This window comes from Vibrio sp. 2304 (genome assembly GCF_033339475.1).
In the GTDB taxonomy this organism is placed as follows: Bacteria; Pseudomonadota; Gammaproteobacteria; order Enterobacterales; family Vibrionaceae; genus Vibrio; species Vibrio alginolyticus.
On sequence record NZ_JAWOUQ010000001.1, the window covers coordinates 262,398 to 288,813 of the forward strand.

Sequence of the window (26,416 nt, forward strand, 5' to 3'; positions counted from 1 at the left end):
CCAAAGTTATTTATCTGAATCTGCGAATTTCTCTAGACCCAAAACCAGAGCAATGGCTGCAAGCATCATTACGACAGCAAGTACTAACTGAGAAGGTTGTGATGTCACGTGTTCAAATTCAAATGGTGATAGGTTGTGCTGTAGCAATGGCACTTGTTCGCCCTTCGAATTGGTGCGCCAAGTGATGGTTTCTTTCCATGGCCAAATCTTTGGCAACGTACCAATCATTAATCCAGTCAAAAACATCAGGGTGAAATCACGGAACTTGCGTAGTAACCACGACAATAAGTGAGAGAAGGACAGTAAACCGATCACGCAGCCAGACAAAAATAGCGCTAATGTATCGACTTGAAAACCTTTCACTGCGGCTAATACAGGAGCATACATGCCAATCAGCAGCAAAATAAAACTGCCAGAGATACCCGGCAAGATCATCGCACAAATCGCGATAGCTCCAGCGAATAAGGTGTTAATGGCCGTTGGTTCCATGTGTAAAGGTTTGAGCACAGTAATACTATAAGCAAACCCGACACCAACGAGCAGAATGACAAAGCGGACAAGATCGCGTTGCTCAACCTGACGAATAATGTGATACACAGAGACCAAAATTAGACCAAAGAAAAATGACCAAAGTGGGATCGGGTGTGTGTCAAGAAGCCAAGTAATCAACTTTGCTAGCGTTGCAATACTGGTGAAAATGCCGGCAAACAGAGCGATTAGGAAGAATCCGTTGATGTGATTAAACGCGGCTTTAAACCCTTCTTTTCGCCAGATAGAGAAAAGTGAGGGGTTAATGCGTCGAATGCTTTCAAGCAGCGTATCGTAAATACCAGTGATAAACGCGATGGTGCCGCCAGATACACCAGGTACAACATCTGCTGCACCCATGGCGATTCCCTTGAAGAAAGTAATTAAGTAGTTCATTGCTCTAATGCTAAGTCGTTTCGATGGCAGAGAGTATACAAACATTGCGATGAAAAAAGTATGAAATAGTGCTGTAACTACTTGGTTTTATATCCAATCTATTGCCTATCTTTATTACCCGCCAAGAGACAATGCCGCTGTAACGAGCTTTTAATGCTTGGTTTACATTTTTGAGATGATTAACTCTACTATCAATTATCAATCTTGGTTGCATTATGCAATTGCAATTTGCATTATAAAATTGCATTTTGATAATTTGCGCGTGAATAAATCCAGCTTATATGAGATCTTGTGCCCAAAAATAAGTCTTTGCATTTTGGCATGATTAATGCATAATACTGCTCGACCCTTCTTAAGCCGAGGGTCACCTAGCCAACTGACGTTGTTAGTGAATACAATTTGTTCACACTAAATATAAGCCAATCGCGATTATTGCGGTTGGCTATTTTTTTATATGAACAACGTTACTTACGTGCTTTGCAAATTGCACTTCTCTTTCTGTCAGTCATAAAAAAGGGCTGACGTGTTACGTCAACCCTTGTGTTTTACTTTACGTTTTAACCCGTTTATCGAGCAGTTCAGTATCCCATTAACTGTAGCAAATTTTCAGCTGTCACAATGGCTTCTTTACGATTAGCAATATTAAGCTTTTGGTACAGGTTGCGAATGTGGGTTTTAATTGTCGTACCTGCCACATCCAGCTCTTGTGCGATTTGCTCGTTACTAAAGCCTGAATAAATCAGTCCCAGAACCTGCCATTCGCGTTGTGTTAATGGGCTGGTACGTACTAGCTCTGGCACATTAGGGTGATTCACCAACTTTTCAATAAAGTCTTCATCAAAGTGAATTGACCGGCTACGTTGATTCGATGAAATGTCCTTCATTAACTGTTGAGCACGGTGACGCTCAAGATCGCCCAGTTCATGGCGGAGGCTCAACTTCTCCAGCAGACCGCCAATGGTTGCACCATCAATCAGGAAGTTTCCGACCATGCCAGTTTGGTTCGTCATTACTAATGCTTCTTTTAACAGAGCCTTGGCTTGCTCCTCATCTTTTTGGCGAGCAGAAAGGACCGCTTCAACCACTAAGTTGCGATTAGTATCTGTGATTAGGTTAGTGCGACGAGCTTCACCTTGGAGGAAATCTAACGCAGCACGAGCGTCGGTATATTGGCCTAAGTTAATGTGGGCGCGGGCAATGTTACGCCATTGCAATTGAGAAAAGTGGTTGCATGCCGATTCAGGACGAACCGCAGTGTTGAGCCATTCTTGCATTGCATCGGTATTCCCGCGCGCTTGCCAAAATAGAATCAACGATAGTGAAGCGTTTGCAGTCCAATCTACGTGGTAAGTCGACTGTTTCATCAAGTGTTGGATGTGCTCAATGAATTTACCGGCTTTGTCTAATTCACCGCGTCCAATCGCAATACGCGCCAACATCGAATAGCTATGTAAGTGCTTGCTTGGTGAATGGTTTTCGAGAATTTGCAGACCTTTGTACGCGCATTCTTCCGCTTCATCAAGTCGGTTCCAGCACCAAAGTACTTGCGCGCGAATACGCAGCAAAAATTCATGAAGAGGAACATGCTGAAGCTGCTGATCTTCAATCAGACGAAATGCGGAATCTTGTAGTTCAAAGGCAGCTTGCACGTAACCTTGTGCAATTAAAATCTCGCTTTGCTGCAATATTGCCCATAACGCTTGGTGATATACTTGATACTGACGAGCTAGCTTTTCAGTTTGTTGCATCATCGGCAAAGCACGGTCTAGTTTACCTAGCACGTGGTTAACTTCACCAACAACCGAAGTCGCCACAATTCGGCTACGGTAAATAGTGTTATCAAGTTGGCTAAGCGCTAGCTCCGCTAATTCGAGAGCTTTTTCTGGTTGGTTACTGTTGATAGCCACTTGAGCAAGCAACGCGTTTGCTTGCCCTTGATAATGAATATCTAACGCAATGTTACGCTTTTTGTGTTCCTCTTCCGCTTCTTCAAGCAGGTGGCCCACTTGGTTATAACGATGCTGACTTTGAGCCAACCATGCTCGGAGCATCGTAAGTTTTGGGTGGCTGAACAACAGATCATCGTCCAACTTGTTAATTGAGCTTTCCAGTGTGCTGAGTTCGCCTTGGTTAAACATCTTCCAGCCGAATTCGTTTAGGATCTCTACCACTAAGTCCTTATCATTCGATTTTTGTGCATGATGAATCGCTTGGTGTGGTGCTTTTTGCTGTAACCAAGCGATAGCAGCATTGCGGTGGAGATCTTTTTCTTGCTGAGGAATACGAGCTTGGCGCTCATGAGATAAAAACTCGCCAAATAAGTTATGGAACCGGAACCAGTTCTGTTCCCCTTCGAGCGGGTAAATGAATAAGCCGTAACGGTTAAGCGATTCAATCATTCCCAGTGCGTCTTCGCGTTGGGTAAGGGCAAACACTAGCTCATCATTGAAGTGGTCAAGCACGGATACTTGCATTAAAAAGTGACGAGTTTCGTGATCGAGTAAGTCAAACACTTCTTCGACCAAGTAATCCCACAAGTGCGCGTGATTGAACTGCGATACCGACTCTACAGTTTGCGCCAATGTGCGGTTTTGATGTTGGGCTTGTAATGCGATCAACTGCATCGCCGATGGCCAACCTTCAACATAGGTTCTTAGGCTGTTCGCCATGTCTTCATCAATACCATCGGCGATACGCTGGTTAAAGAAGCGAGTGGTTTCTTCGGTATCAAACGCCAACATCTCGTTGCCAATTTCGATCATTAAATCACGAACACGTAAGTTTGCAGTGCCTAGAGGCGGCGCTGCACGACTGGTTACCACAACGGTGAGGTTGTCTGGCATGTGCTTTAAAAAGAAACGCATGGATTCATGGATTTCATCATTCGTGATTAAATGGTAGTCATCAAGCACCACGTAGCACTCTTGATGAAAGTCAGCCATTTCTGCGAATACTTCGCTAAATAGGGAGCGTAAAGACGAGATCTGACGTTTTTCCGCCAGTTTTTGTGCGTTAGCGCAACTGAAGTTGGTGGCTTTGTTTAATGCTTGAAGCAGATAGTTTACAAAGCGAAAGCCGTCGTTATCGCTGTCATCAATGCTGTACCAACCGACGTTTGGCTTATCGGATAGCCACTGCGCTGCCATTGTTGTTTTTCCGTAACCTGCTGGGGATCGGAATAAAACCAATTTGTAGTAAGGCGCTTGCTGTAGTAAGTCCAACACTCGTGGGCGCACGATGGCATTGTGCAGGCGTCCTGGTCGAGTAAGCTTAGATGGAATCCACATTAGTAGTTATGTCCTTATTTATGTATACCCAAATGACAGCAACGTGATCATTCTAGTAAAGCCCCCTTGAAAGCCGTCTTACTGAATGATGCCATCAGCATCAAAAACACTGTTTGAATACCGGATAATGTCGCTACTATTGGGGCTTGCGTCCGTCTGAAAAACCATTCCATACGGTCACTTAAATATAAAAGCTAGCGAAAACTAGAAATAACTCACATCGCCTAATTCTAGTTTGTATAAAAAGCGTACAATCCTGTGAGCTGAGAGGGATGTTACGACATCAGAAATGTTCGTTACTTTGATCCACTTCCTAATTCTCAAGGGTTGATGGATTTACCATCAACTACGCCCTTTATTTGTGATTGTCGTCACTTAAATATCGTTTGTTTCGTTAGCGTTAAGATCGCGTTGCACATAGATTACGAAAAGTTCTTCTACGCTGACCGAGTTAATGTGACCGATATTACAATTTTCACATCATCAGATGAGTGGACTATAAAAAGCGTCATGAACGGGTTTTAACCTTTCTCACATTCCATTGTGATCAAAATCACTAAGAACTGGTGCAAAGTTCACTTTGTTGAGATTTGGATCACTAACCTAGCAATGGTACCCCCTCTACGCCCTCAGCCCTCCTCCTTCAAAGGATGAGAATTAGGAGGATGTTTATTCACAGAGGTAAATGCACGATGTATGGCAGATGAATTACCAAAAGACGTGAGAATTTCGTAATGAAACCTACTCAACAAAAACAATTTGACAAGAAGTCGTTCCAAGAAAGCGTAAAGAAACACCTATCTGTAACTTACGCTCATACGATTGAAAACGCAGACAGCCGCGCATGGTACCTAGCAATGGGGCATGCTCTGGCTGAATTTACTACTCTAGATTTGCTTGCGACAGAAGAAGATCCACGCATTAAAAGTGCGAAGAGCGTTAACTACCTTTCGCTAGAATTCCTTATCGGTCGTTTGACTGGTAACAACCTAATCAGCATGGGTCTGTACGAGCAAGTAACAGAAGCAATGGCTGAGCTAGGTTACAACCTAACTGATCTGCTAGAAGAAGAGCGCGACCCATCATTGGGTAACGGTGGCCTTGGTCGTCTGGCTGCGTGTTTCATGGATTCATGTGCGGCACAAGAATTCCCAACTGTCGGCTATGGTTTACATTACGAATACGGTCTATTTAAACAGTCATTCAAAGATGGTCGCCAGCAAGAAGCACCTGACGCATGGCGCGGTGTAGAAGGTTACCCTTGGGAAATTGCGCGTCCAGAACTTGCGCAAGAGATCGGTTTCTACGGTCACGTTGAAGTGATTAACGAGAACGGTAAAGAAGTTCGCAAATGGGTACCAGGCATGACAGTAAGAGCAATGCCTTGGGATCTTCCAATTGTGGGTTACGAATCAGACACGGTTTACCCGCTACGTCTTTGGGAATGTCAGGCGATTGCACCATTCTCACTAGCAAGCTTTAACAATGGTGATTACTTCGAAGCTCAGCACGCACTGATCGACGCAGGTAACATCACTAAAGTGCTTTACCCGAACGACAACCACGAGAAAGGTAAAACACTGCGTCTAATGCAGCAGTACTTCCACTCAGCAGCGTCTGTACGTGACATCCTACGTCGCCACGAAGCTGCGGGCTACTCGCTAGCGGATCTACCTAAGCAAGAGACTATCCAGCTTAACGATACACACCCAACGATTGCGATTCCTGAACTAATGCGCATCCTGATGGATGAAAAAGGTTTAGCTTGGGAAGCGGCTTGGGAAATCAGCTCTAAGACATTTGCGTACACCAACCACACGCTACTTCCAGAAGCACTAGAGACATGGCCAGAGTCGCTAATCCAGCACCTGCTACCACGTCACATGGAGATCATTTACGAGATCAACCACCGCTTCCTACAAGACGTACGTGCAATGTGGCCGGGTGATGTCGCGAAGCAACAGAAGCTTTCTATCATCGAAGAAGGTTTCCACCGCATGGTTCGCATGGCAAACCTATGTGTAATCGGCTCTTACGCAGTAAACGGTGTAGCAGCACTTCACTCTGAATTGGTTAAGAAAGACCTATTCCCAGAGTTCCACGAAATGTACCCGACACGTCTACACAACGTAACGAACGGTATTACGCCACGTCGCTGGTTGAAGTTCTGTAACCCAGGTCTGTCTCAGCTTATCACTGAGAAAGTCGGCCCAGAATGGCCAGCGAAACTAGAGCAACTTGAAGGTATTGCGAAGTACGCTACTGACGCGACATTCCAAAAAGAATTCATGGCAGTGAAGAAAGAGAACAAAGAACGCCTAGCAACTTGGGTGAAAGAGAACATGGGTATCGAGCTCGATACTAATGCAATCTTCGATGTTCAAATCAAGCGTCTGCACGAGTACAAACGTCAGCATCTAGACTTGCTACACGTACTGTCTCTGTACCACCGTATTCTTAATGAACCAGGTTTTGAGTGTACGCCACGCGTTGTGTTCTTCGCAGCAAAAGCAGCACCGGGTTACCACCTAGCGAAAGAAATCATCTTCGCAATCAACAAGATTGCAGACAAGGTGAACAACGATCCTCGCATCGGTAACAAGCTGAAAGTGGTATTCATCCCTGACTACCGCGTGAGCATGGCTGAAATCATTATCCCTGCGGCTGACGTTTCTCAACAAATCTCGCTAGCGGGTAAAGAAGCATCAGGTACAGGTAACATGAAGATGGCGCTAAACGGTGCGCTAACTATCGGTACAATGGATGGTGCGAACGTTGAAATTCGTGAAGAAGTGGGCGATGAGAACATCTACATCTTCGGTCTAGATGTTGAAGGTGTGAAAGCGCTGAAAGCTCAAGGTTATAACCCATTTGACTACTACAACGCGGATCACCTACTCAAAGCGTCCATGGACCTACTACTGGGTGAAGAATTCACTCCAGGTCAACCGGGCCTACTACGTGCAACGTACGATAGCCTGCTGGATGGCGGTGACCCATACCTATGTCTTGCGGACTTCGCATCGTATGTGAAAGCGCACGAAGACATGAGCGAACAATATAAAGATCAAGCTGGCTGGGCGAAGAAGGCCATTCTTAATACCGCCCTTGTTGGCAAGTTCACGTCAGACCGCTCAATCCGCGACTACGTGAACAATATCTGGAAACTTGAAGCGGTGAAACGCTAATAGAACCTAGTTAAGACCAAGGTAGCCAAGCGCTACCTTTGGTCATTTTCCAAAAGAAGTTATTGATAACAATAAAACCCTACATGGAAGGTGTTGGTATTACCTTCGGAGAAAGCGATGAAAGAACAAACAGCATTAAAGAAAGTCGCGGAAATGGCGAGATTGGCTGATAGCTATGTCAGTGCTTGGGGAGATGAGGCTAAAGTGTCTGAGGAGACGCTACGCCGCTTGCTCGCTTCGCTTGGCTACGATACTAGCAGTGATGAAAAACTACTGGCTTCTGCTGAAAAGAAACATAAAAAAGACGTACTAGCCCCTGTTCTTGTTTTACGCGACGGCGAACCAGTCGAAGTGGAACTAAACCTAGGTACGAGTGCTCGTGAGAGTGAATTCAGCTGGCGTTTAGAAACAGAACAAGGAGAGGTACTTGAAGGCTATCTTCAGTCCCAAATTGTTCGTGATGAGCGTGCTGAGGGTGGCCCTCTAGTGTTTGCATTGCCAAAGAACTTGGCTTGGGGTTATCACAAACTGATCATCAGTCGTAAGCGTCGTAAAACACCTTACGAGATGTCATTGATCATTACGCCGAAAGCGTGTTTCAAACAAGACGATCTAAACCAACACAAAAAGCTATGGGGTCCTAGTATCCAGCTTTACACACTGCGTACTCAGCATAACTGGGGCATCGGTGATTTTGGCGACCTAAAACAACTGGTGAGTGATATTGCCTCTCGTGGCGGTGACTTCATTGGCTTGAACCCGATTCACTCGCTGTTCCCTGCGAATCCAGAAGGGGCAAGCCCATACAGCCCGTCTTCTCGTCGTTGGTTGAACATCATGTACATCGACGTAAGCTCTGTACCTGAGTTCGCGCTAAGTGCAGAAGCACAACAACGTGTCGGTAGCGCAGAGTTCCAACAACGTTTACAAAAAGCGCGAGACTCTCATTGGGTGAATTACACCGAAGTTTCGCAACTAAAAATGAGCGTTCTTCCGCTGCTATTCTGTGAGTTTAAAGCTCGCCATTTAGACAAAAACACCGATCGCGCTCGTGCCTTCTTGGACTTTGTTGAAAAAGGCGGAGACAGCTTGCTACACCAAGCTGCATTCGATGCACTTCATGCTGATTTACATGCAGAAGATGCAAACATGTGGGGCTGGCCAGTATTCCCTGAGAAATACCGCACATTCGACGCAGCTGGTACTCAGAAGTACATTAAGGACAACCAAGATCGTGTTCACTTGTACATGTACCTGCAATGGATCGCAGACGATCAAATCAAAGAAGCGCAAGCGCTAGCCGAAGAAAAAGGCATGGCTGTGGGTTTGTACCGCGACCTTGCGGTGGGTGTTGCAGATTCAGGCAGCGAAACATGGGCTGACGAAGGCGCGCTAGTATTGGATGCAAGCATCGGTGCGCCACCAGATGTACTTGGTCCACTAGGCCAAAACTGGGGTCTGCCTCCGCTTAACCCTCAGGTTCTAGAAGCGACTGGCTACGACGCTTACATCAAATTGCTACGTGCTAACATGAAGCATTGTGGTGCATTGCGTATCGACCACGTACTTGGCCTGCTTCGCCTTTGGTGGATTCCAAAAGGCGAGAAAGCGACAGAAGGCGCATACCTGTACTACCCAGTGGAAGACATGCTAGCAATCCTAGCGTTGGAATCTCACCGTCATCAGTGTTCTGTAATCGGTGAAGACTTGGGTACTGTACCTGATGAAATCGTTGATATCCTTCGTGATGCGGGTGTGCATTCGTACAAAGTCTTCTTCTTCGAAACCTCAAAAGAGGACGGCGGCTTTATTTCTCCTAAGCACTACGCAGAGCAATCGATGGCGGCACTGTGTACGCATGACATGCCAACCCTCCGTGGTTTCTGGCACTGCGATGATTTGAAAATGGGTCGTGAGATTGGCCTTTACCCAGATGAAAAACAGTTGGAAGGCTTATTTGCTGATCGCTTGAAGTGCAAGCAAGGCATTCTAGACAGCGTTCGCTGGCATGGCTATTTGCCAGAAGGCATTGGTCATGATGCTCAGTACGTGCCAATGGATTCATACCTAAGCGAAGCGCTGCAACTGCACGTAGCCGCGGGTGACTCTGCACTGCTTAGTGTTCAGCTTGAAGACTGGCTAGAAATGGATCAACCGGTCAATATTCCTGGTACGGTGGATGAGTATCCAAACTGGCGTCGTAAATTGTCGATGAACCTAGATGAAATCTTCAGCCGTGAAGATGTGAATCGTATTTCTAAACGCCTTACTGAAGTTCGTGCACAGGCGAGTAAGTAAGATGCCTAGAGTGGCGTAGATGGACGAGCTGATTACCAATTTTGTTAGCTCAGAGGTACGAAAGTTCCGTCTAGGTCACTCATTCCTAAAACACAATCCGTTAGGATGAAGTACCGTTATTATGCCCGCGACAATAGCGGGCATTTTTGTATTTTGACGCCGTTTACGCAACGAACGTGAGAAGCGGAGTCTTTTTGTGAGTTCACAACGTTGGCTGTGGAGAAACCGATGTTTGATTCAGATCTCTGGTCTTGAAAAGGATGTTGGCTCTAGGGAGAAAGATTTGAAAACCACCAAAACCAAGAAAATAAAGAAACAACACGAACGCGCATACGAACTGCTTGCTGAGGCGGCTTACTCAGATCCATTTGCGGCGCTGGGTCCATTCATTGACGACGAAGCTTCGCTGAGAGTTTGGATGCCGGGCGCAAACAAGGTTGAACTGCTTGTTAATGGTGAACCTCGCGTGGCGCTTGAGCGTGATGGCGACAGCGGTTTCATCTTAAAAGAGCAACGCGATTTACACCTGACCCACTACCGTTTAGCGGTCGATTGGAATGGTGTTGAACAAATTATTGATGACCCGTACCAGTACCACAATATCTACCAAGAGTACGAGCATCTGCATACGCCAAAAGACATGTATCACTACATGGGCGCACACTTTGTCACGCTAGAACGTGGCGGTGAAAACATCTCTGGTGTGCGTTTCCTTGTTTATGCACCACATGCATCTGCTGTTAGCCTTGTGGGTTGCTTCAACCAATGGGATGGCCGTCGTCATCCAATGCAACGCCTAGACTACGGTATCTGGGGCCTATTCATTCCTGGTTTGGAAGAGGGGGTACAATACAAATTTGAGCTCAAAGGGCCAAATGGGGAAGGGCTGCCACACAAACAAGACCCTTGGGGTTTCTACTCTGAGCAATACCCATCGTTCGCATCCATTACCTACGATCACAAGCGTTACCAATGGCAAGATGCGAAATGGCAAAACCGCGCAGTGACACAAAAGCGTGATGAAGCGTTATCGTTTTATGAGCTGCATGCTGGATCATGGAAGCGCGACGAGAACGGTGATTTCCTCAACTACCGCGAACTCGCGGAGCAGTTGGTGCCATACCTTGTGGATATGGGCTACACCCACGTTGAGCTGATGCCTGTGTCTGAGCATCCATTCTATGGTTCATGGGGCTATCAACCCGTTGGCTTATTTGCGCCAACTAGCCGTTACGGCTCTCCGGATGATTTCAAATTCTTCGTGGATGCGTGTCACCAAGCTGGTATCGGTGTGGTGCTGGATTGGGTACCAGCACACTTCCCATCGGATGACCACGGTTTAGTGAACTTTGATGGTACGCCTCTGTTCCATGATCCAGATCCTCGTCGCGGTTGGCACCAAGATTGGAATTCCTACATTTACGATCTCGGTCGTGAACATGTACGTCGCTTCCTTGTCTCGAATGCGCTGTACTGGTTTGAACAATTCCATATTGATGGCATTCGTGTCGATGCTGTTGCGTCGATGCTCTATCTCGATTATTCACGTAGCCACGATCAGTGGGTCCCGAACGTTGATGGTGGCAACGAAAACTACGACGCAATCGCAACCTTAAAATGGATGAACGAAGAAGTGTACAAGCACTTCCCGAATGCGATGACGATTGCGGAAGAGTCAACGGCGTTTCCGGGTGTGTCTGCGCCAACCTTTATGGGTGGTTTAGGCTTTGGCTTCAAGTGGAATATGGGGTGGATGCACGACAGTCTTTCATACATCAAAGAAGATCCTGTTCACCGCAAATACCACCACAATACCATCACCTTCCCGCTGGTTTATGCGCACAGCGAAAACTACGTCTTGTCTCTCTCTCACGATGAGGTGGTGTACGGAAAAGGCTCTATCCATAACAAGATGCCAGGTGATGAATGGCAGCAAACCGCAAACCTACGTGCATACTACGGTTATATGTATGGTCAACCGGGCAAAAAGCTGAACTTTATGGGCGCGGAAATTGGCCAAACGGCGGAGTGGAACCACGATGATCAGTTGCAATGGTTCTTACTGGAATATGAGCGTCATCAAGGTGTCCAAAAGCTGATGCGAGATTTGAACCACTTGTACCGAAATGAAGCGGCGATGCACGATCAAGATTGTGTTCCTGCTGGTTTTGAGTGGCGTCTACAAGACGAAGCGGATGCGAGCATCCTAGCGCACGAGCGTATTAGTAAAGAAGGTGAGCGTATTCTGATCATCACCAACTTTACGCCCGTACCACACGAGCGCTTTCGTTTAGGCGTTCCAAATGCAGGTCAATACGAACTGCTACTGAATACAGACGATAGCAAATACGGCGGCAGCGATTTTAAAGTGCTGACCAGTGTGAAAACGGAAAAAGTTGAAAGTGAATCACTGCCTCAATCACTTGAGCTTCGTTTGCCTCCACTTTCAACCGTGTTCTACAAGCTGCACAAATAATTTAGTCTAATCAAATTCTAAGCCCGTTTTACATTGTAAATCGGGCTTTTTTTGACCTATTTTTTACCTCTAAAACTTGTTGTTCTTGATTGAATCAGGCAAGCTCACGGGTTTGTTTATCATCAATCGCTAATGCATTGGGGAACTACACATGTTGAAAAGGCTTAAGTCATTTCTATTTAAAATGGTGTTGATATTGCTGATCGCCCCAGTCGTTTTGGTTGGTTTGGTGAAATATGTCGATCCACCAATATGGGGATGGAAGTTAAGCCGCATTGTTGCGCCACCAAAGAACTATCCAGACAATAGTCAACACGAATGGGTATCCTTGTCGCGCATTTCAAAAAATATGCAGTTAGCGGTGATTGCGACCGAAGATCAAAAATTCCCTCATCATTATGGTGTCGATTTCGAATCGCTATTCGACGTGATTTCCGAGGCTGGTGATAATGGTCCGTCGAGAGGCGCGAGCACTATTACCCAACAGGCTGCGAAAAATGTGTTTTTGTTTCCTTCTCACTCCTACGTTCGCAAGGCTTACGAGCTTTACTTTGCCTTACTGATGGAGCTGATGTGGAGTAAAGAGCGTATTCTAGAAGTGTATCTAAATGTGGTTGAATTTGGTCCCGGTATTTACGGAGCCGAAGCAGCGGCGCAGAATTACTTTGGTGTCAGTGCAAAGCAACTCTCGAAGTGGCAAGCAGCGCGTTTAGCCGTGGTGTTGCCAAACCCATATCGAATCAAAGTCTACCCACAAAGTGAGTACACTGCTCGCCGCACAAGATGGGCGATGAATCAAATGAGCAATCTTGGCAGCGTGCAACTTTAACTCCCTCAATCTATTGCACTTAAATAGAACTACGCCCCTATATCAATAAAATGTGAAGCGTCACAAGCTTTAGGGCGTAGCCTTTCAGAATGATGTGCTCAGTTTTTCATCCATTTACTATTAGTGTGAATAAAAATACAACACGAATACTGCGCCTATGCGCAACCAATGGACTGAACGATGAAACTGAATCTGATTACGACTACCTTATTGCTTGCATCGGCAAGTGCCATCGCCGAGCCAAACATCACCATTTCTACCACGACCAACAGCCGTGACTTTCCGTTAAGTGCAGAGCAGCCTTTGGTTGTGCCATTAACCAAAGATGGCTATACGCTCAAAATCACGGGTGTTGAAGGCGACTGTGTCGCGCCTGACGGTCAAAAGGTCAAATTCAACAAACCTATCGCGCTGAACTGTGGAAAGCCAACAGAACTGCCATTAAAAATCCGCTTTACTGGCGATTACTCTTTTGCTTTTGATGCGGAAGCGAAAACATTGCGCTTCAAGCGTGAACCTAAGAAAGCCGCCAAGACAGAATTCAAACGCCCAATCCCACAAGTGCAATGTGAGGTTTATCAAGGCGGCGAAGTCACCATTGCGCTGGGTGACAGTTTCCCCGATGGCACCAAGTTGCGTGATGCTTACTCTGGGCAGATGGTCGAAGTAAAAGATCAGCAAGTATCGCTGACGCCGAGCAAAGATTCCGGCGGTTTGGTGCTACTAGAGCCAGTGAAGAAAACCAAAGAAGCAGTGCCGTTTGATTACCGCAATGCCAACATTTACTTCGTGATGGTTGACCGTTTCAACAACGCCGATACCAGCAATGACAACAGCTATGGGCGTAAGAAAGACGGCAAAGAAGAGATCGGCACCTTCCACGGCGGTGACCTAAAAGGCGTGATCGAAAAGCTAGATTACATCAATAGCCTAGGTACCGATGCGATTTGGTTATCGCCAATCGTTGAGCAAGTACATGGTTTTGTGGGTGGCGGCGATAGCGGCTCATTCCCATTCTACGCTTACCACGGTTACTGGACGCGTGATTTCACCAAGATTGATGAGAACTTCGGTAACGAAGATGACCTGAAAAAGCTGGTGGAAGAGGCACACAAACGTGACCTTAAAGTATTGATGGACGCAGTAATCAACCACACCGGTTACTCAACGTTAGCCGATTTGCAATTTGATGGTATTGAGGTGTTAAAACCAAACGCAGAACTACCTAAGAAGTGGGGGGATTGGCAACCAAAAGCGGGTGAAAATTGGCATAGCTACCACCAGAATATTGATTACCAGAGTCCAAACTGGGCGAAATGGTGGGGCGGTGACTGGGTAAGAACAGGTCTACCGGGATACCCAGCTCCGGGCAGCAGTGATATCACCATGTCATTGGCGGGTTTGCCTGACTTTATCACTGAATCAGACAAAGCCGTGAAGCCAGCTCAATGGCTATTGGATAACCCTGGCACTCGCGTTGAGGCGCGTGATAATTACACCGTCTCGGACTACCTAATTGAGTGGCAAACTGATTGGGTGAAACGCTTTGGTATTGATGGTTACCGTGTCGACACGGTGAAGCACGTTGAAGGCGATGTGTGGAAACGCTTGAAAGAAGAGGCATCAAGCAGCCTTGAGCAGTGGCGTAAAGAGAACGGTAAGTCAGGTCAGCCATTCTGGATGATGGGTGAAGTATGGGGACATACCGCTTATCGCAGCCCTTACTTTGACGATGGCTTTGATGCGTTGATTAACTTCGACATGCAGAAGAAATTAGATAAAGGCGCGGCGTGTTTCAGCCAAATGGCAGACACTTACCAAAGCTATGCGGACACTATCGCCAATGAGAAAGACTTTAACCCTGTGAGCTACATGTCTTCTCACGATACCGAGCTGTTCTTCTCTCGCTTCAAAGATTACGGTATGCAGCGTAACGCCGCGAATGCACTGCTTCTGAGTCCTGGTGCTGTTCAGGTTTATTATGGTGATGAAGTTGGTCGTAACATTGGTCCTTACGCGGACGATTTCCACCAAGGCACTCGTTCTGATATGGTATGGAAGCTATCTGATGAGAAGCAAGCGCTGCTCAAACACTGGCAAACTCTTGGTCAGTTCCGTAAAGCGCACCCAGCGATTGGTGCAGGTCAGCATCAAGTAATTGAACAAGAAGGCGCGTACGTGTTCTCTCGCTCGCTTGGCAATGACAAAGTCGTTGTGGCGTTTGTGGGTCGCGACAAGTAGTTAGAACTTCGTTTTAAGCCTAGATAGAAAAAGCCCTTCCTTGAGTTATCAGGGAAGGGCTTTGTTGTATTAGTTCGCCAGTTCTTGGTCGATAACTTTTTCTAGCTCGTCAAACGGCACATAGCCAGGAATGACTTGATCATTAATGATCAACGCAGGCGTGCCGCGTAAACCAAGTTGCGTGAAATACTGATAGTTTTTATCAAGCAACGCCTTGGTCTCTTTGTCGTCGACAAGCTGCGCTTCTGTCCCCGTTTTTTTCGCGATTTGATTTAAGGAACGTGCGTCATGTGCGCCCGGTTTTTTCACCAATAATTCATGCACTTGTTCGTACTTATCTCGCTGGTTTTGCCAAACATTTAATGCGTAACTTGCCGAGTTGTAGCCGTTTTTCTCGTATTGTTCTTTAAAAGAGACATTGAGGTTAAGCACTTTTACCTGCGGATATTCCTTACCAACTTTGACCAGCTCTCCTTCTAAACGTTTACAAAAAGGGCAGCTGTAGTCTGTTACGTTAATAATGGTTAACTCAGGGTTTTCAGCACCAAAAGAGGAATGTTTGCCATCACTTAGATATTGACGAACCTCCTTCAAGGTGTCGCCAAATGACTGTTGATACGCAATGTACTCTTGAAGGTTTTGGTGCAATGAATCAAGAATTTGAGGGTTATCTTTTAGTATCTGATTAACTTCCTCTAGCTTTTGTTCTGCGGTCTTTTCTGATGCGAAAGATACGGCAGATACGATAGCCATCGTTAACGCCAAAAGTGTACGAGTGAATGTCATAATATTTCCTAAAACTTTTAAATTTCGTTGTTTGTTATGTGAAGTGAATAAAATATGTACAAAAGTCAGGCAGAAAGGTCTCTCGCCTTGCTGGCTTTATTCTCTAAACACGCAAAGTTTTAGGTGAACCCGATACTTTTCCGGTATCGGTTCTGTGTATTCCAGATAACGAATTGCTGTGGTTGTCATCGGCAGCGCCACAATCAAAGCAAACAGAAAAAATGGAATAAGAATATGATCAAACTGATGTTGGTACGCTTGAACCAGCTTTTCTGAAAGGTCGCAAGATGGTGATAAATTCACACTCTCATCTTGCTGACTCTGTATTTGGTGAGCCTTCGGGCAGCTTTTCGAGAAACCAGAATTTTGGCTTAAGCATATCATCACCACCCAAAGCACGAGGGCGAGTGTCCATTTGGCTATTTTATATTGTGAGCGTAACAATGGGTCGTATAGTCCTGTTAATTCTGGTTTATACCGTTTACATATGACCGGGCCATCCTAACCTAAATTTCGTGGCTGAATGTTACTTTCGAGTTAATCGATATTGCCTCAATGCCAAAGTATGAAGTACGTCATGAATGTTGTAGAAAGCAATATTCGTCAGAATCATTTGTTGAGTTGATGAAGAAGTCGTGAGCTATCGACATAGATTAATATACCTAATTGTTAGCACAAATTTTTATTATCTTTCAATTGTGATTGGAATCATAAAACAAAACTTCATAACTGAGTCGCGATAATGTTCGGCAGGCGGATTGATTTTGATCATCTCTCTAGCACATTATTCAGGTGAACATATGTGTTAAGTTCCACATGTGTAGGTAATGTTATGAAAATTCCTGTTCAAACTGAGCGTAAAGTTACACTGGGGTGCTACGTTGCTCTGGCGTTTGCGGTTGTGTTCTTTTCTGGCCTGATGCAATCTAGCGAATGGTACGGTGTATTCGATTTTACAACGCTCAATGGCTCTTTCGGCAAGGTGGCGTATGGTGTCACCGAAACGGCTGACGGTGTGCAAGTTGCAACAACGTCGCTTCGCGGTACTGGTGGTAGCGGTGCTCGCGACGGTTTCATTTTCGCACTTACTTTGATTCCAACTGTTATGTTCGCCTTAGGTATGATCAACGTACTTGAGCACTACGGTGCACTTGAAGCAGCTCGTAAGCTTCTTACTCCTCTTCTACGTCCTCTAATGGGCATCCCTGGTAACTCTGGTCTGGCTTTAATTGCTTCTCTACAAAGTACCGATGCAGGTGCGGCAATGACGCGTCAGCTAAAAGATGAAGGTCACCTAACTAAGCGTGAAACGGACGTATTTACCATGTTCCAGTTCACTGCAGGTGCAACCATCGTGAACTTCTTCTCATCGGGTGCTGTGCTGTTCACACTGACGATGGCTGACGGCTCTCTAGCAGTAACGTCTTCTATTGGTTTAGCAGTTGTGGTGATGTTCGCATTTAAGATCATCGGCGCGAACCTGTTCCGTATCTACCTGAACATGACGGAAGGTAAAGAAGACAAGCAAGACCAAAACAAATCAGAGAACTTAAAAGAGGAGACGGCATAATGGGTGACGTTAAAGCGAAAAAACCAATGGTGACGGATATCTTCGTCGAAGGTGCTAAGAAAGGTTGGGTGATTGCGACTACCTCTACGGTGCCTAACGTATTGATGGCGTTCGTAATCATCAAAGCGCTGCAAATCACTGGCGCGTTGGATCTGATGGGCACTGTGTTTTCTCCAATCATGGCGGTGTTTGGTCTTCCGGGTGAAGCTGCAGCGGTATTGATCGGTGCTTGGATGTCGATGGGTGGCGCAGTGGGTGTGGTTATCACGCTGTTTGACCAAGGTATCCTTAACGGCACGCACATTGCGATTCTAGCGCCTGCCATCTACCTTATGGGCTCTCAAGTTCAGTACATGGGTCGTATCATGGGCCCAATCGGTACTGAAGGTCGTTACATCCCAGTTATGATTGCAATCTCAGTATTGAACGCGTTTGGCGCAATGCTGGTGATGAATCTGTTTGTCTAGGAGTGAGTCATGCAATTCTCTCTAAATGAATATCTAGAAGAGCTACGTCCGCTGATCAATGTGGATTGTGGCACTTACACGACTGATGGTATCGAGTTTATCGCTTCTCAATTTGAAGAGAAGTACCAAGCGATGTCAGGTTGGAGCGTAAAGCGCATCGACTGTGGCAAAGCGGGCATCGGTCTTGAAGTTCGAAACAAGCCGGAAGCTGAGCAAATCGACGTGATGCTGATTGGTCACATGGATACCGTGTTCCCTGTGGGTACCGCTGAGCTTCGACCAATGTCTCAAGATGCAGAGAAAGCTTACGGTCCGGGCGTCTCGGACATGAAATCTGGCTTGCTGAACATCGTATACGCGATGCGCAACCTAGACCAAGCGGTGTTGGATAAGCTGTCTATCGCTATCTGCATGAACCCAGATGAAGAAACGGGCTCTCTGAACTCTGTGGATTGGATTCAATCAGTAGCGAAAAACGCTAAGAATGTACTGGTTGTAGAAGCAGCACGTGCAGACGGTGGTTTAGTGAAAGCGCGCAAAGGCATGGCTCGCTACAAAATGACCTTTAATGGCGTTGCAGCTCACGCTGGTAACGAGCCAGAGAATGGCCGCAGCGCAATCACTGAGATGGCGAATTGGATTCTAGCAGTCAATGCAATGACCAACTTTGAATCTGGTACCACGTTGAACGTCGGTATTGTTTCTGGCGGCAACAGTGCGAACATCGTCCCGGAGCACGCTGAAGCGATCGTGGATGTGCGTTTCTGGAGTAATGAAGAATACGATGATGTCGATAGCAAGCTAAACGGCATGCTGGAAACACCATTCGTTGATGGCGTTAGCATCGAGTTGGTTCGTGAAGCTTACAAACCCTCTATGGTGCCAAGCACGCAAACTGAAAGCTTGATGGCATTAGTTGAAGAAGCAGCAAGTGAACTGTCTATTGACATCAACTGGAAAGAAGTGGGTGGCGGCTCTGATGCAAACAATACGGCAATTCTTGGCGTTCCAACTTTGGATGGTCTAGGACCTATCGGTGCAGGTTTCCACAGTGACCAAGAGTACTTGTTGCTTGAGTCTATCGAACCACGTATCAAAATGCTGATGCGTGTATTGGAGAAGATTGCTCAATAGGGCATTCTGCTTTTAAAGCTTGGTTCCCAAAGCTTTTGGCTTCAACCTTTTGGTTTGCAAAACTTTTTGTTTCCAAGGCAATAATCCCCGGACTTCGGTTTGGGGATTTTTCTATCTGTGTTTCACTTTACTATCATTTCTTGTTATTAATCTTGCGTTCAGGTTCGATTTATTAATATGTTGGACATAGTCATAAATTTCGGAGGCAACGATGACCACAACAATGTCTGTAAAATCGGCGCCGAAAGACGCCAAAGATCAAACGATGCAAGCGCCAGATGAGAAAACATTCTGGCGAAAAATGAAAGGGTCGGTTAAGAAAGCGGGTGAAGAAATTGCCGTAATGGGCATTAAATCATGGCTCGCGATGACAGATTCCAACACCGCCGTTCGCCACAAGGCTATACTAGGTGGCGCGCTGGCTTACTTCGTCCTACCAACAGATATGGTGCCAGACGTACTAGCTGGCGTCGGTTTTACCGATGATATGGCGGCACTTACCTTAGCCGCGAACTCAGTCGGTAATGCCATCACTAAAGAACACGAAGCACAAGCCAGAGAAAAACTGAATTCGATGTCTGATTAAGTTGAAAGTTTATTTTACAGCACTAATAGCCATTTGTGCTGCTCGATAAAGTTTTCCAAATACCATAAGAAAAACGTTTCTAATAAACTTTGCAGACATATCTTCAATTGCTGTTACTGGTTTTCCAATAAACACCAGCATATGGCCTAACAGCCCTTTGACTTGTGATTCTCTTACTTTAGAAGCTTTAGCTACTTTTTCTATATTTCTGGCGAGTATATCATAAAATGTCATTCCAGTAGATACTGTGGCTTGGGCTGCTATTGCTGCAAACAAGCCAGTATCTTTTAATAAGGTTATTAATGCTGCTTGAATTCTTTCTGACCAATATTCTGTAAATGATGCTTGGTTTCTGTGCTCAAACTTAAATCTAGTAGGTGTATACAAGTACTTGTTAGATCTGACTTTTATTGCTCCCCACGTTTCGGAGTTAGCATTATCTAAATACCCTAAGCTTGTTTCGCTAGACATACTATGAGCATTTAAATTAAAGCCAGTACTAGCGTCTAAGCGGTACTCATCGCCATTATGTGGAGCATGAATAAATGGCCAGACAGGTACTTTAGGCACAGGATCTGCGCCGTGAGTACAGCGGTATACTTTGTCGTTGCTTTTACTAGATTTACGGGAATATTGTTCTAAACCAACTCTAGGTGCGCCAAAAGTATATAAATTCACTCTTAATGAATATTCTTCTCTCAGCCAATCAGAACATAATGAAGCCAGAGCTCCTCCTAAGCTATGCCCAACACAATGAATACGGTTAGGTAAATTTTGGCATTGCTGTAAATATTGTTTTATGCTTGGTTTGATACTTGAAAATGAATTAATAAATCCAGCATGAGCGATAGAGCCATTTGGAGAGCCTTTAAGGCCGACATTTAGGTTGGTTACCCAATCATTGGCGTTTTGCGTCCCTCTAATGGAAATTACTAAATCTCCCTTATATTTTCCTTTCCCAATACCAATTACCGCAAATGCTTCAGATGTTCTCATTACACCAGGTACCACTTTTCTAAACAATGGTATACGATCTAATCCTGTGATGCCTCCAGTTCGGCCACTAAAAACATCTTGCTGCGAAAATGCAAAGTGTTTTTCAAAACCTCCTTGTCCCCTAAACGCTAGTCTCCCTTGTCCCTGGTATACTCCATACGGTATGTTCGCGATCTCTGATGCAAGTTTTGGTGTTAAAGACGGCATTATGTATCCTCCGTAAACTCTGTTTTATATAAAAATCCATTTAAATTGCAGTTGCTAATAACCATTAGATCTCGAGCACTTTCTAGATTGATATTTTTGAAAAAATATCGGAATTCTTTATTTTTAAGCTCACAGTAAAGGTTATTTAAGTTATCTTTTATAAATATAGGCGGTGAAACGTAGCTTAACTGAGACTCCCAAATGTACTTCTTTTCTTCATTTATATAGGTATATATTCCGATATATGAATATGTTTGATTCAAAGCTGATTCTTTAAACCTTTGAGAATGTATGACTGGCTTAAAGTGAAATTCACCTAACTCATTAGTAATTGAACTCCTTTTGTAAGCATTCTTTAAAAAATTAGCTTCTAAGTAAACGGTTAAATTTTTTAGAGGTCTTTGGTCAAGAACTAAAGTACCTTTTATCTCTGGGCTTAATGTATATTTAAATTTCTTAAAAAAATCGAACATACTTTCGTTGAAACCTAATGCAAGTATTGGAAATGAGAATATGAATAAAAAAAGACTATTTTTAAACATGAAATTATGATGTATGTATCTTAGTACCAACTTAATTATCAGACTACTATCTATCGCGATTTGGTTTTGAACTTTAATTTGATAATGGAATTTGTATCTCTATATGATGAAAATGTCCCTTATATCATTTTCAAAGTGATAAACATAGGCGAGTTATCTTAACCCTGTAGATGAACTAATATAGAATCTAACTACTTACCGATTAGTAATTGAAACAACCTCGGGGGACGAGAGTTTTATCTAAACCTTTTTGATTTCGGGTTAATTGGAAACAAAAAACCACCTTAGAGTAAGGTGGTTTTTGCTTAGACAGGATAATTTAACTTGGAAGGGTTTATGCTTCCGTGCGCTTCAGGTGCACTTCTTCTTCGGCAACGCCTGCCATTGGGTCGTTGAAGCGAGCTTGATCCAATGCGCCTTCTGATTTCGCAACGATGACGGTTACTGCACTGTCACCAGTGATATTTACCGCGGTACGAATCATATCAAGAAGACGGTCAACACCCATGATGAGCGCGATACCTTCAAGCGGCAGACCAACTTGGTTCAATACCATAGCAAGCATGACAAGACCCACACCAGGAACACCTGCGGTACCGATAGACGCCAGAGTTGCCGTCATGATAACCATTAGGTAATCGCCCATAGTTAAATCAATATTGAAAGCTTGAGCAATAAACGCAGTTGCTACGCCTTGCATGATCGCCGTACCGTCCATGTTCACGGTTGCACCAAGTGGTACTGTGAACGATGATACACGGTTCTCAACACCCATGCGGTGCTTTGCTGTTTCCATTGTCACTGGAATCGTCGCGTTCGATGATGCTGTAGAAAAAGCAAACATGATCGCGTCTTCCATCTTGCGTAGGAACGTAATTGGGTTTAGACCTGTGAAACCTTTTAACATTAAGCTGTAAGTAACTAGACCGTGTAGGACAAGCGTACCAGCCAGTACTAAGAAGTACTCTGCCAGATTGACGATCGCGCCCAGACCAAGACCAGTAAATAGCTTCGCCATTAAGAAGAACACCCCATAAGGCGCCAAGTTCATCAAAATCGCGACCAGTTTCATGATCACTTCATTCAGATCAGAGAAGAATGCTGCGATGCGTTCGCCTGGTTTACCCGCTGCACTGATCGCGATACCGAATAGCACGGCGAACACGATAACTTGCAGAGTTTTACCTTCTGCCATTGCGCTGATTGGGTTGGTCGGGAACATATCGATGATCACCTGACCTAAAGATGGCGCTTCGGCTGATTTGAATGAACTTGCTGCCGTTAGATCTGCCCCTGCCCCTGGCTGGAATAGAGTACCCATAGTTAGAGCAAGCGTAATCGCGATAGCCGTTGTCGTAACGTAGAAAGCGAGGGTTTTACCGCCCATGCGACCCAGTGTAGAGAGGTCTTTGAGAGAGCTAGTACCACAAACTAACGAAACAAATACTAGCGGTACAACAAGCATTTTTAAGCTGGCAACGAAGATCTGTCCACCAACTTCGAATAATCCATTAACAATGTATGCGTCGACAAATCCGTTGTCGGCAAAAAGTGTGCGAATTGCAAATCCTGTCAAGATACCCGCAACCATACCTAAAATTACGCGGCTGGTAAGCGACATCGGTTTCTTGGTATTCATGAGAACACTCCTTATAGTTATGCACCTTGAGTTCACTTCAAAGCGGCGAGCAGATTAGCAGCGGAGTGAGAAAATACGAAAGAATAATCCTCTAAATGGTTAATAGATGTGAACTTTATCACTAATAAAAATGGGATTTTAACCAAATATTAACGAATTGCCTGGATAAAAAGTTTGTATTTTAACACTTTTATCGAATATACAACCGATAACAAAGAGGATTTACAATAAATTCTAATAAGAGATAGAGTGCATACTCTCTTTGAGTGGATGCATTTCTGCATAACTATTTAAGTTGTATTCAGACTAGCGGTCGCTTCTTTAGGGATAATTTAGTATTGAGTGTTCATCAGAGCCAACGAACCCTTTATGCTTTCATATTTGTCAACTCAATGATGGTTGGCAAGTGTAGTTAGTTGGAGGTGATCCCAGCTCCAATAACTTTGACTGGTATTTTTAATCCCTCCAACCCAATAGCATTGTTTCGCTCGTATTAAGCCTTCCAAACACTGCTTGCCAGCCTCAGTGATACGGACGCTTTGTTCCCACCAGTGCCTTTCACGTGACTCAATCGTGATCAAAGGTGTTTGACACTGTGCTAGAGGGAGGAGTAACGCGTAAAACATCACGTCTCCTAGGTAAGGAAGAGGTTCTAGTTGTTGATATTGCTCAAACCAATCTTTGATGGGAATTGAACGATTTTGCGAGCTCAAAACCTTTAGTGCGAGGTGTTGTGTCAAGCTCAATCCAGTTTGTGAATTAGGTAACTCTTGCAAATGGCGTTTAAGCACGTCGAGTATATTGGGTAAGCAATCCAGTTGATGTTGCTCTATCAAACTGACGATAGCTTTTGGTGAGGAACATGACACTGCTTGCCAACACTGCTTTGCTTGGCTCAATAACTTAGCAGATACGGGTTTACGATATCGCCAACAAGAACGAATAGCTTCTTCAGGCAACTGCCCAAAGCCGATGAATCGTTCAGTGCCCGGGAACTGGTTCAACTCAATGATCTCTATCACTTTATTCTCTACATTCTCTAACTGTGTTAGAGCACGAATTAGCATCAATTGATCATAACTGTCATGTTCGACCCAAAAGACGATTCGTTCAAATACATCATTTTGCAACAGATCGAGGTTTGATTGTTCCAATGTGACTATATCTTGAACCGAGTCTTCACGCTTCATCACGGGCAGCAGAGTCTCTACGACATATTGGGCACGAATGGCAAGGAAGTTCTGCGGTGTTGCTGGTATGGGGCCAATACAAAGCGGATCGATCAGGGCTAAAAATGTCCCTTCAAATCCGCTGGCTTTAAGTTGTTGTTGAATGTCGTGGCCACAACGAACGTGTAGCGTTTTTACTTTTGCATCTAGGGGCGGTTTTTGTTCTTTGATGGCTAGTTTGTGCGCTTCTAGCTCTTCGACATGAGCTTTTAGTTTACTCCAACTGGATAAGCCCAGTTCTCTTGCGAGTGCATGTTGAACGTCAGCCAATTGAATTGTATTGGGAGCCAAAGATTCTGGTTTGGAGTGAAATCGCTTAACTAACTCCAACGTAGCGTTATCGTATAGGCGGATAGCTTTGAGCCTTTTTTTAGCAATGGATTTTTGCTGATTGATATTGATCGAGAAGCTATTTGTAGAGTTCATATTTTACCTTTCTTATTTCTTCCACACTCGCCTAAATAGAAGCTAAAAAGAAGGTAAAAACAGATTGTGCCTGCTAAACCAAGCAGGTGAGGATATTGCCGTGAACCGAGTTCTTTCCGCGAGTGTTGGGTGCTTTAGGCATGAGCAGAGTGATAGTAGGTGGTCGCTATCCTTCGTGCAACCTTTTGTGAGAGTGTAGCGTCACAAAATGGCCGTTTCTCTATATTTAGGGAGAATCAATAGGCGATAACACTAGCGATTCAACTCAATACCACTGTCGCTAGGCTCGAGTTTCTACACTTTTGAGTAAAGTACGATAAAGCGCTTGAGTCGCAGGACCACTTTTGGCTCCTTTGGGCAAAGTGAGGTGCAGCGCAACTTGATATTGATGGGAGTGTTCGATCTCCAATACGTTAATTTTATCGCTCTTGCGGGCTGCGACTAAGTGCGCTGGTAGCCGACAAAATCCAGCGCCTTGCTCTACGGCGTGAAAAGCGTGGTCGAAGTTATCGACGGTAATACGCTGACGTGCGCGTAACCAACCCACATCTCTTTTCGTTTTGTCTGAATCGCCTAAGTCACGGATGACAATTTGGCTGGTGGTTGCAAAATCGTCGATGGAAACATGCGGATTTTTAGCGAGTGGATGGTGTGCTGCGATTACAGGCAGCATGGTTGTTACGCCAAACGCTTCGGCAGGGTAGTTGGTTATCGGTAAGTTGATGATTGCGATGTCAGCGAGCTCATTTACGACCATTTCGGTTGTTTTGCTCAGTGACGTTTCAACCACTTGAACGGAGGTCGTGTTGTTGTCCTCCAAAAATTGACTGAGTGGTGCATAAAGCCAACAAGGGTCACAAAGATGATCTACTGCGACCGTGATTTGAGATTCCACCCCACTTTTTAACTGCTCGCTGATGACTTCCAGTTCCCGCGCTTGTTCAAGCATGGATTGTGCACGACGCAGTATGGTTTTGCCGTGCTCAGTCAAACCTGCTTTGCGCCCTCGTACTTCGATAAGTTGAATACCAAGTTGGTCTTCCAACTTCCTCACCGAGTAGATTAATGTGGTATGGCTCTTGTTGAGCAGCAAAGCTGCGGATTGAATGCTGCCTTTTTGATCAATCGCTTGTAGCGTTTGCCATTGTTCTAAGGTCGTTTTTAGTCTCATGAGTCAATTTTTTAGACAGTTAATGGCAAAATTATGAACTTTTTTGTCAGTTTTATAAAGGTAATAATCTTGTCATCGAAAGCGAGTCAATTAAGAAGAGGAGACTCAAGATGGCGAAATTACTGCAAGTTGATTTTGAATTTCATGGTCCGTTTGGTGAAGAGATGTCGAATGCTCTGGTCGACTTAGCTCAGTCAATTAACCAAGAGCCGGGTATGATTTGGAAAATTTGGACGGAAAGCGAAAAAGACAAACTCGGTGGTGGTATCTATCTTTTTGAAGATGAAGCCACGGCGCAAGCTTATCTCGAAATGCATGCCGCACGCTTACGAAAAATGGGCGTAGTCGAAGTACGAGGTCAAATCTTCGATATCAATGTGCCGTTAACGACGATTAATCAAGGGCCTATTGGAGGATAAG

The 26,416-nt window shown here is 44.9% G+C and carries 19 protein-coding genes; 10 read left to right on the top strand and 9 right to left on the bottom strand.

Annotation, left to right across the window (positions count from 1 at the left end; all coding sequences use genetic code 11):
• Positions 1–6: 6 nt before the first annotated feature.
• Both R7P64_RS01175 and malT read right to left on the bottom strand, forming a co-directional pair.
• Complete coding sequence (locus R7P64_RS01175) at positions 7–924, bottom strand: DUF368 domain-containing protein (RefSeq protein WP_017820124.1); 918 nt, start codon at positions 922–924, stop codon at positions 7–9.
• Between the two features lie 578 nt (positions 925–1,502).
• Positions 1,503–4,211, bottom strand: a complete 2,709-nt coding sequence (malT, locus tag R7P64_RS01180; protein ID WP_005374834.1) for an HTH-type transcriptional regulator MalT — start codon at positions 4,209–4,211, stop codon at positions 1,503–1,505.
• Between the two features lie 734 nt (positions 4,212–4,945).
• On the opposite strand from malT, the gene R7P64_RS01185 reads away from it, so the two are divergent.
• The 5 genes from R7P64_RS01185 to R7P64_RS01205 all read left to right on the top strand — a co-directional run bounded on the left by R7P64_RS01185 (position 4,946) and on the right by R7P64_RS01205 (position 15,243).
• Positions 4,946–7,399 (top strand): glycogen/starch/alpha-glucan phosphorylase, encoded by a 2,454-nt coding sequence (locus R7P64_RS01185; protein WP_005374836.1) that lies wholly within the window; start codon positions 4,946–4,948, stop codon positions 7,397–7,399.
• Between the two features lie 117 nt (positions 7,400–7,516).
• Positions 7,517–9,697 (top strand): 4-alpha-glucanotransferase, encoded by a 2,181-nt coding sequence (gene malQ, locus R7P64_RS01190; RefSeq protein ID WP_318123065.1) that lies wholly within the window; start codon positions 7,517–7,519, stop codon positions 9,695–9,697.
• Positions 9,698–9,929: 232 nt separating this feature from the next.
• The gene (glgB, locus tag R7P64_RS01195) at positions 9,930–12,173 is read left to right on the top strand and encodes a 1,4-alpha-glucan branching protein GlgB (protein WP_318123211.1); all 2,244 of its coding nucleotides are present in this window, start codon (positions 9,930–9,932) and stop codon (positions 12,171–12,173) included.
• A 151-nt stretch (positions 12,174–12,324) separates the two neighbouring features.
• Positions 12,325–13,002, top strand: coding sequence for a monofunctional biosynthetic peptidoglycan transglycosylase (mtgA, locus tag R7P64_RS01200; RefSeq protein WP_151515271.1), 678 nt, complete (start codon positions 12,325–12,327; stop codon positions 13,000–13,002).
• 180 nt (positions 13,003–13,182) lie between these two features.
• Positions 13,183–15,243 carry an alpha-amylase gene (locus tag R7P64_RS01205; protein WP_222712124.1) on the top strand — a complete coding sequence of 687 codons (2,061 nt, stop codon included), beginning with the start codon at positions 13,183–13,185 and terminating at the stop codon, positions 15,241–15,243.
• Between the two features lie 69 nt (positions 15,244–15,312).
• On the opposite strand, the gene R7P64_RS01210 is transcribed toward R7P64_RS01205, so the two are convergent.
• Positions 15,313–16,029 carry a DsbA family protein gene (locus R7P64_RS01210; protein ID WP_005384623.1) on the bottom strand — a complete coding sequence of 239 codons (717 nt, stop codon included), beginning with the start codon at positions 16,027–16,029 and terminating at the stop codon, positions 15,313–15,315.
• A 96-nt stretch (positions 16,030–16,125) separates the two neighbouring features.
• Positions 16,126–16,413 carry a hypothetical protein gene (locus R7P64_RS01215; protein WP_049872671.1) on the bottom strand — a complete coding sequence of 96 codons (288 nt, stop codon included), beginning with the start codon at positions 16,411–16,413 and terminating at the stop codon, positions 16,126–16,128.
• A 448-nt stretch (positions 16,414–16,861) separates the two neighbouring features.
• Between R7P64_RS01215 and R7P64_RS01220 the strand changes: the two genes are divergently transcribed.
• The 4 genes from R7P64_RS01220 (at position 16,862) to R7P64_RS01235 (ending at position 19,786) form a co-directional block, all read left to right on the top strand.
• Entirely contained in the window at positions 16,862–17,599 is a 738-nt protein-coding gene (locus tag R7P64_RS01220) for a nucleoside recognition domain-containing protein (RefSeq protein ID WP_005374846.1), read from the top strand.
• The gene (locus R7P64_RS01225) at positions 17,599–18,066 is read left to right on the top strand and encodes a YjiG family protein (RefSeq protein ID WP_005374849.1); all 468 of its coding nucleotides are present in this window, start codon (positions 17,599–17,601) and stop codon (positions 18,064–18,066) included. Before R7P64_RS01220 ends, R7P64_RS01225 begins: the two co-directional genes overlap by 1 nt.
• 9 nt (positions 18,067–18,075) lie before the next feature.
• Entirely contained in the window at positions 18,076–19,200 is a 1,125-nt protein-coding gene (locus R7P64_RS01230) for a M20 family metallopeptidase (RefSeq protein WP_318123066.1), read from the top strand.
• Positions 19,201–19,411: 211 nt separating this feature from the next.
• The gene (locus R7P64_RS01235) at positions 19,412–19,786 is read left to right on the top strand and encodes a YkvA family protein (protein WP_064354966.1); all 375 of its coding nucleotides are present in this window, start codon (positions 19,412–19,414) and stop codon (positions 19,784–19,786) included.
• 9 nt (positions 19,787–19,795) lie between these two features.
• On the opposite strand, the gene R7P64_RS01240 is transcribed toward R7P64_RS01235, so the two are convergent.
• The 5 genes from R7P64_RS01240 to R7P64_RS01260 all read right to left on the bottom strand — a co-directional run bounded on the left by R7P64_RS01240 (position 19,796) and on the right by R7P64_RS01260 (position 25,996).
• Entirely contained in the window at positions 19,796–20,989 is a 1,194-nt protein-coding gene (locus R7P64_RS01240; RefSeq protein ID WP_064354965.1) for a lipase family protein, read from the bottom strand.
• A complete protein-coding gene (locus tag R7P64_RS01245) occupies positions 20,989–21,462 on the bottom strand; it encodes a DUF6795 domain-containing protein (protein WP_232284613.1) in 474 nt (157 codons plus the stop codon). The genes R7P64_RS01240 and R7P64_RS01245 overlap by 1 nt, the downstream gene beginning before the upstream one ends.
• 403 nt (positions 21,463–21,865) lie before the next feature.
• The gene (locus R7P64_RS01250) at positions 21,866–23,170 is read right to left on the bottom strand and encodes a dicarboxylate/amino acid:cation symporter (protein ID WP_064354964.1); all 1,305 of its coding nucleotides are present in this window, start codon (positions 23,168–23,170) and stop codon (positions 21,866–21,868) included.
• A gap of 389 nt (positions 23,171–23,559) precedes the next feature.
• Entirely contained in the window at positions 23,560–24,825 is a 1,266-nt protein-coding gene (locus tag R7P64_RS01255; protein ID WP_318123067.1) for a DUF1835 domain-containing protein, read from the bottom strand.
• 280 nt (positions 24,826–25,105) lie between these two features.
• On the bottom strand, positions 25,106–25,996 hold the full coding sequence (locus R7P64_RS01260; RefSeq protein ID WP_318118646.1) for a LysR family transcriptional regulator: 891 nt from the start codon (positions 25,994–25,996) through the stop codon (positions 25,106–25,108).
• A 110-nt stretch (positions 25,997–26,106) separates the two neighbouring features.
• Between R7P64_RS01260 and R7P64_RS01265 the strand changes: the two genes are divergently transcribed.
• Positions 26,107–26,415: a monooxygenase gene (locus R7P64_RS01265; RefSeq protein WP_021484133.1), complete on the top strand. Its 309-nt coding sequence runs from the start codon at positions 26,107–26,109 to the stop codon at positions 26,413–26,415.
• The last annotated feature ends 1 nt before the right edge of the window (position 26,416 follow it).

What these genes read in the sequence shown, in the direction of transcription:
- R7P64_RS01185 (WP_005374836.1), top strand. Translation starts at nt 4,946, where the DNA reads ATGAAACCTACTCAACAAAAACAATTTGACAAGAAGTCGTTCCAAGAA.
- R7P64_RS01245 (WP_232284613.1), bottom strand. Translation starts at nt 21,462, where the DNA reads ATGTTCGATTTTTTTAAGAAATTTAAATATACATTAAGCCCAGAGATA.
- R7P64_RS01220 (WP_005374846.1), top strand. Translation starts at nt 16,862, where the DNA reads ATGAAAATTCCTGTTCAAACTGAGCGTAAAGTTACACTGGGGTGCTAC.
- R7P64_RS01210 (WP_005384623.1), bottom strand. Translation starts at nt 16,029, where the DNA reads ATGACATTCACTCGTACACTTTTGGCGTTAACGATGGCTATCGTATCT.
- R7P64_RS01230 (WP_318123066.1), top strand. Translation starts at nt 18,076, where the DNA reads ATGCAATTCTCTCTAAATGAATATCTAGAAGAGCTACGTCCGCTGATC.
- mtgA (WP_151515271.1), top strand. Translation starts at nt 12,325, where the DNA reads ATGTTGAAAAGGCTTAAGTCATTTCTATTTAAAATGGTGTTGATATTG.
- R7P64_RS01250 (WP_064354964.1), bottom strand. Translation starts at nt 23,170, where the DNA reads ATGAATACCAAGAAACCGATGTCGCTTACCAGCCGCGTAATTTTAGGT.
- R7P64_RS01215 (WP_049872671.1), bottom strand. Translation starts at nt 16,413, where the DNA reads ATGATATGCTTAAGCCAAAATTCTGGTTTCTCGAAAAGCTGCCCGAAG.
- R7P64_RS01240 (WP_064354965.1), bottom strand. Translation starts at nt 20,989, where the DNA reads ATGCCGTCTTTAACACCAAAACTTGCATCAGAGATCGCGAACATACCG.
- R7P64_RS01235 (WP_064354966.1), top strand. Translation starts at nt 19,412, where the DNA reads ATGACCACAACAATGTCTGTAAAATCGGCGCCGAAAGACGCCAAAGAT.
- malT (WP_005374834.1), bottom strand. Translation starts at nt 4,211, where the DNA reads ATGTGGATTCCATCTAAGCTTACTCGACCAGGACGCCTGCACAATGCC.
- R7P64_RS01225 (WP_005374849.1), top strand. Translation starts at nt 17,599, where the DNA reads ATGGGTGACGTTAAAGCGAAAAAACCAATGGTGACGGATATCTTCGTC.
- R7P64_RS01175 (WP_017820124.1), bottom strand. Translation starts at nt 924, where the DNA reads ATGAACTACTTAATTACTTTCTTCAAGGGAATCGCCATGGGTGCAGCA.
- R7P64_RS01265 (WP_021484133.1), top strand. Translation starts at nt 26,107, where the DNA reads ATGGCGAAATTACTGCAAGTTGATTTTGAATTTCATGGTCCGTTTGGT.
- R7P64_RS01205 (WP_222712124.1), top strand. Translation starts at nt 13,183, where the DNA reads ATGAAACTGAATCTGATTACGACTACCTTATTGCTTGCATCGGCAAGT.
- R7P64_RS01260 (WP_318118646.1), bottom strand. Translation starts at nt 25,996, where the DNA reads ATGAGACTAAAAACGACCTTAGAACAATGGCAAACGCTACAAGCGATT.
- R7P64_RS01255 (WP_318123067.1), bottom strand. Translation starts at nt 24,825, where the DNA reads ATGAACTCTACAAATAGCTTCTCGATCAATATCAATCAGCAAAAATCC.
- malQ (WP_318123065.1), top strand. Translation starts at nt 7,517, where the DNA reads ATGAAAGAACAAACAGCATTAAAGAAAGTCGCGGAAATGGCGAGATTG.